Source organism: Polaromonas sp. P3_C2, assembly GCF_056402675.1.
The window spans coordinates 1-4654 of record NZ_JBFUGX010000335.1 but is presented as its reverse complement, the minus strand read 5'-3'; the positions used below and the strand labels follow the sequence as shown (position 1 = coordinate 4654).

At 56.9% G+C, this 4654-nt stretch carries 5 protein-coding genes and 1 pseudogene; 1 reads left to right on the top strand and 5 read right to left on the bottom strand.

Going from position 1 to position 4654, the window contains the following annotated elements; genetic code table 11:
* Positions 1-2022, bottom strand: a pseudogene (locus AC1DWI_RS14390) (hypothetical protein); the annotation flags it as partial.
* Between AC1DWI_RS14390 and AC1DWI_RS14385 the strand changes: the two are divergent.
* Positions 2006-2158, top strand: a complete 153-nt coding sequence (locus tag AC1DWI_RS14385) for a hypothetical protein (RefSeq protein ID WP_477725070.1) — start codon at positions 2006-2008, stop codon at positions 2156-2158. The pseudogene AC1DWI_RS14390 and the gene AC1DWI_RS14385 sit on opposite strands and share 17 nt — an antisense overlap.
* Here AC1DWI_RS14385 and AC1DWI_RS14380 read toward each other — a convergent pair.
* From AC1DWI_RS14380 to AC1DWI_RS14365, 4 genes are all read right to left on the bottom strand, one after another.
* Positions 2155-2835 (bottom strand): pilus assembly PilX family protein, encoded by a 681-nt coding sequence (locus AC1DWI_RS14380; protein WP_477725069.1) that lies wholly within the window; start codon positions 2833-2835, stop codon positions 2155-2157. The genes AC1DWI_RS14385 and AC1DWI_RS14380 overlap by 4 nt on opposite strands.
* A gap of 11 nt (positions 2836-2846) precedes the next feature.
* Entirely contained in the window at positions 2847-3845 is a 999-nt protein-coding gene (locus AC1DWI_RS14375) for a PilW family protein (protein WP_477668973.1), read from the bottom strand.
* Positions 3842-4447, bottom strand: a complete 606-nt coding sequence (pilV, locus tag AC1DWI_RS14370; RefSeq protein ID WP_477668974.1) for a type IV pilus modification protein PilV — start codon at positions 4445-4447, stop codon at positions 3842-3844. The genes AC1DWI_RS14375 and pilV overlap by 4 nt, the downstream gene beginning before the upstream one ends.
* Positions 4438-4654, bottom strand: a 217-nt coding sequence (locus tag AC1DWI_RS14365; RefSeq protein WP_477725068.1) for a hypothetical protein, incomplete at its 5' end; no start/stop codon positions are given. The genes AC1DWI_RS14365 and pilV, both read right to left, overlap by 10 nt.

The window sequence follows — 4654 nt, the reverse complement described above, 5'->3', positions numbered from 1 at the left end:
CGTCCGCACGGCGTTGGTTCTGGCCCAATAGGCAGCACCAGACAGCGCATACGAGCCCGCATACGTTGGGGCGTCAGGACACAGACCATCTACCGCAGCCAGCGTGGAAACTGTCTTGCCGGTACAGGTTCCATCGTTTGTGGTGCCATTGTTTCCGATGAAAAACTTGTTGCCATGAATTCCTTCATCCGTACCAATCACATTGATCATGTTGACCAGGCTTGGGCTGCCCGGCAATGTGGCGAAAGGACTCCATTGAGTGCTGGTGTTGTTGTCATAAGACGTCACGCTGGCATTGAAGTTAATGGCATTGATGGCGCGGCACTGGCCCTGGCCGAAAATGGCATCGGCCGCTGTTTTGGCGGCGGCATTAGCCCGGTTCACCGGGTCAACCCATGCCGGTTTGGGCAGGCCCATGGCGGCATCTTTCGAGCCGGTTTGTGTGTAGTCATAAGTGCCGCTTGGCGACAGGCCGCCAAGATAGCGCAGCGTTTCGGTGAACATCTCACCCATGGGGTTGCCCCAGCTGGTGCACTGGTTGTCCGTTAGCGAGGTCAGCTGGAAAGTACAGTTGCCGTCACCAATGTAGGTGCCGTCGCTATAGCGATATCCGTAAACGCGCAGCTTGTTGATGGTGTAAACGATGCCCTGCGCGGAGGTATACGTGCCATCGGTGGTGTAGTTCACTTCATTTTGGAACGACTGCAAATTACTTCGAAGGACGCCGCCGCTGATATTTTTGGCAAAGGAGCCGGTCATCAGCCCGAATTCGGCAAGGTTGCCTTCCCCGTACTCATGCAACAAGCCGATTGGCTTGAAATTCGCGGACGGATATTGCCTGCAATTTTCTGTACCCAGCAGCGCCGATGCGCAAACCTCGACCCGCACGATAAAGTCAGGGCCAGTGGCGCCAATGACGACCCCCTGGGTGCCCTTTGTGGGATTGCTGGAGCCGGAGCCCAGTCCCGTAACGCCTACGTTATTGCCGTTGGAGGCGGATTTTTCTCCACTCCAATGGCACTGCCACCGCTCATTGGCATTCCAGAGCTGGTAGTCGCCCTTGGCGATTCGCATCAAGGGCGGGTTGGCGTTGGTGTGTGAATCGCCGTTGCCTGTTGTGTTGGTATTGAACGGCGAGTTGGCGGTCAGGTTGTCACCCAGCGTGGTGTTGCAGATGGTGGCTGAGGTCTGGGTCAGATTCTGTATGGTCCATTGCTTGATGGTCAGTGTCGGTGTTCCGGCGGTGGCACCGACATAACCCGTTGGCGTGACCACCATGGTGATCCAGGCAGGGTCGACGGCCACTGCAACACCTTCCATGTATTGGGTTGGCGTGGGCGTGTTCACTGCCCTGATCTGGTCGCCGACCTCGACATTGAATGTGGTGGCCTGGGCGACGGAATGCGTCACGCAGTTGTACTGAGGGGGGGCATTGGTTGCGCCGCCATAGTAAGTTTCAACCAGAGTTTGGCAAGTGGTGGCAATAGCTGCGGCCGGCGCGGTGCCGGGATTGTTCTTGTGAGCCTTGTTGGAATTGAACGTAAACTCAATAAGGCGTCGCGCATTATTGGTGTTGTCGTTGCTGATGACGCTCGAAGCCGCAAGCTGGCTGGCGGTAAAAGGGGTGAGTTGATCCAGATCGTCGCCCTTGTAATACTTGGCGAATGAATGGGCATCTGTCGGCAGGCTGGTACGCTCCAGAATGGTCAGTGCATTGGTGTCGGTGGAACGCAAGCCGCCGTACAGCACCTTGCGCACCACGTCCATGCGGGTCATGGTGGCCCAGTTCAGGAAGTTGCCGCTCCAGTTGCCCGTGCAATATTTGTCCGTGTTGGTGCTAACGGGGGCAAAGCGGTTTGTCGTGCCGCTGTAGCTATAGCATTTATAGGAATCGAAATACCCGTAGTAGTTAAAGCTGTGCTTGTAAGTTGTTTCGGGAATTCCGTCGCCGTCAAGATCCGAGAACTCGTCGTACGCCCGGTAAAAAAGCTGATGGTCTTTCGACATGTTCAGCATGATCATGGGCCTCGGCGACGAGGTCACGATGTTTGGCGGAATGGCCGGGGTCAGTGCCTGTGCAAATGCCACCCCTTGCGAAGTGAGCGCCGCAAACAAAAATCCGGCAATGGTGATAATTTTTTTCACGGATTTTCCTTAATTGCTTGGGAGAAAAGGACGGTAATAGGTTTGCATTACAACTTCAGTGTTGATGTCTGCCCCGAAACCACGGGCACTGATGCGAATGACGATGTCATCGCCTGCAGAACCTTTGAAATATTCCATCAGGTATTCAGGCTGCCTTGCCACACCGGCAAATCTGGCAACACCGGTAAAGGTGCCCAGGGGTACCGCACCGGTGAAGGTGCAATTGGTGCCTGCACCTGCCGCGTCGCTTGGTTTTGCGCTGGGCGTGGCAGGCGGACCTTCCCACAGCCCTTTTTTCCCGTTGATGGTCGGCCACCAGGGTTCAGGGTTGGTGACGGTGGTGTAGTTGCTCGTGTAGTAATAGTCCAGTGGGTTCCGGCACTGCCCTCTGGGGCAGCTTGGGTCGAAGTAGGGCCCCATGGTTTTTTCTTTTATGGGCCTGTCGTCGTCGCGCGCACACAAGGCATTGGGACGCAGAGGGCCTGCCAATTTCAAGTCGCGCTCTGCGTCGCGTAGTGCGGCTTCTGTGGCCTGGCGGGCGACTTCGTAGTCGAGTTGGTTTCTCGAGAGCGTTTCACCCGTGGTTGCGCGTCGCATCCCGATGGTCCCGAGAATCGTGATGACCAGCAGGAACATCAAGACTATAGGGAGGGACACTCCTCTTTCGAGGCGCGCTGTAGTGATTGGCATGCCGGCTCGCATCAGTAAATACCTGTCAAGTTATTTCGAATGGCAAATACGCGCTCGTATTTCTTGTAAATAGTCCGGTCGGTGGCCGCGTAGGTGATGTTGGCGCCCCGGCAGTTGGCATAGCTGCGCAAGGAGCCTGCCTTGTCCTGGGTGCGCGAGTTTTCCGGCGTACGGGTCAGCAAACACACCCTGATGGCGGTTACGCGCTGCCATGATGTGAAGCCCGCGACATCGGGCAATGCAGTCACTTCGGCAGCGGTATGGTAGGTCTCCGGAGACGTCCCAGCTGTCCCGGCCACCCCATATCGGATCACCATGTCTTCAATGCCTTCAAAAATCGGTTGATAAATGGTGTCTTCCGGGTTTTTTCCATTGCCGTTGCATCCGAGGCTCTTGGTATTCACTGTCCGGGTGGTACCGCCGACGCCCTGGGCCGTATAGCTGGTAGCGACCAGGCCAAAACGGTTGGATACGTAGCGCGGCCGTCCATCGGCAATCTGCGCCGCATTGTTGGGATCAAGGTCAACAGATTGCCTCAGGCAGTCGAACCCACTCCCAAAGGTCGATGCATCCAGCTCTGGCATGGTGAAATAGTTGATCACAACCGAATCTGGCGCAGTGGCTACCGTGCTGCCGCAAGCCCTGGTTGTGGGATTGAACACCGCGCCGTCGCACCCAAACAGCCCCTGGTTATAGGCCACGGCGGTTGAGTATTTGGTATTGGTGAATCCCCCCAAATTACCTGAGGCCGCGGAGGTGGTGGACATGATCATGGGGTAGAAACCCGCCATCTGAAGGTCGCGGCCAATCATGTCCAGTGCAAGCTTGCCGGTCTCATTGAGCATCGCCATATTGGCTGAGGCTGTAGCGGCCGAGCGGGTGCCCAGATATGCCGCCGCTGCCGCGAGGGCGAGGACCAGGCCGATGACCAGACTGACCAGCAGCTCGATCAGTGTCAAACCGCGTTGGCGGTAGCGCGGCTGCGCCATTCCGATGTGAAGTGTCTTCATGGAATCATCTCAAGATTGGCGCATTGAACGCCGGCCAGGGCGGTAGCCGTTCCCAGTGCAGTGGGGCAGCAGTTTCTTGCGGCGATTCCTGTGGTGGTCGCCGTGCATATGTCGGGTGAACGCAGTGTTGTACCTGTACCGTCCAGGTTGTCTTTGCTATACCAGGCAACGGTCACCAGGAAGCGCAAGTCCACGCCTTTGGTTCCGGTGGGCGTTACGATGCCCACCGCGCCCGGCAGCTGGTTGTTCAGGTCAAGACGCCAGATAGTGATGTCATAGGCCGCCAGCTCGGTCGGGGTACAGGTTGCAGTGTTGCAATCTTTGGCCGGGTTCAGGTAGGTCGGGGTTCCATCAATGGATGTACGTTCAGCGGCGTAGGTGCGGGAGAAGTTATAAGCGGTTGCGTCCGCACTGGCATTTGCCCTGATGCGATCCGCAAAGCTGCTGATGCTGGACGACAGCGCCGATCGCACCCATCCGGTTTGCTCGTACTTGAGCGAAGCCGTCTGCATGCCGACCATGCCGAGCACACCGATGGAAAGAATAAGCATGGCGATCAAGGCCTCGATCAGGCCTGCACCTCGCTGGCGACTCATGGACATGCGCTGACTCCTCCGTATTTTTTGACACTTACCCGGCCTGCTGAAGTGATGCAAATAGAGCGGTAGTGAGGACTGGTGTTGCTTTCGAGGATGTATGAAAGCGAGAAGTTGGACTGGGCAATGGATGCAAGCCCTCGAGAATCGAACGTTAGGCGCTTCAAAGAAGCACTATCTGACAGGTCAAAGCTGTCGACGCCAGGCTGGCGC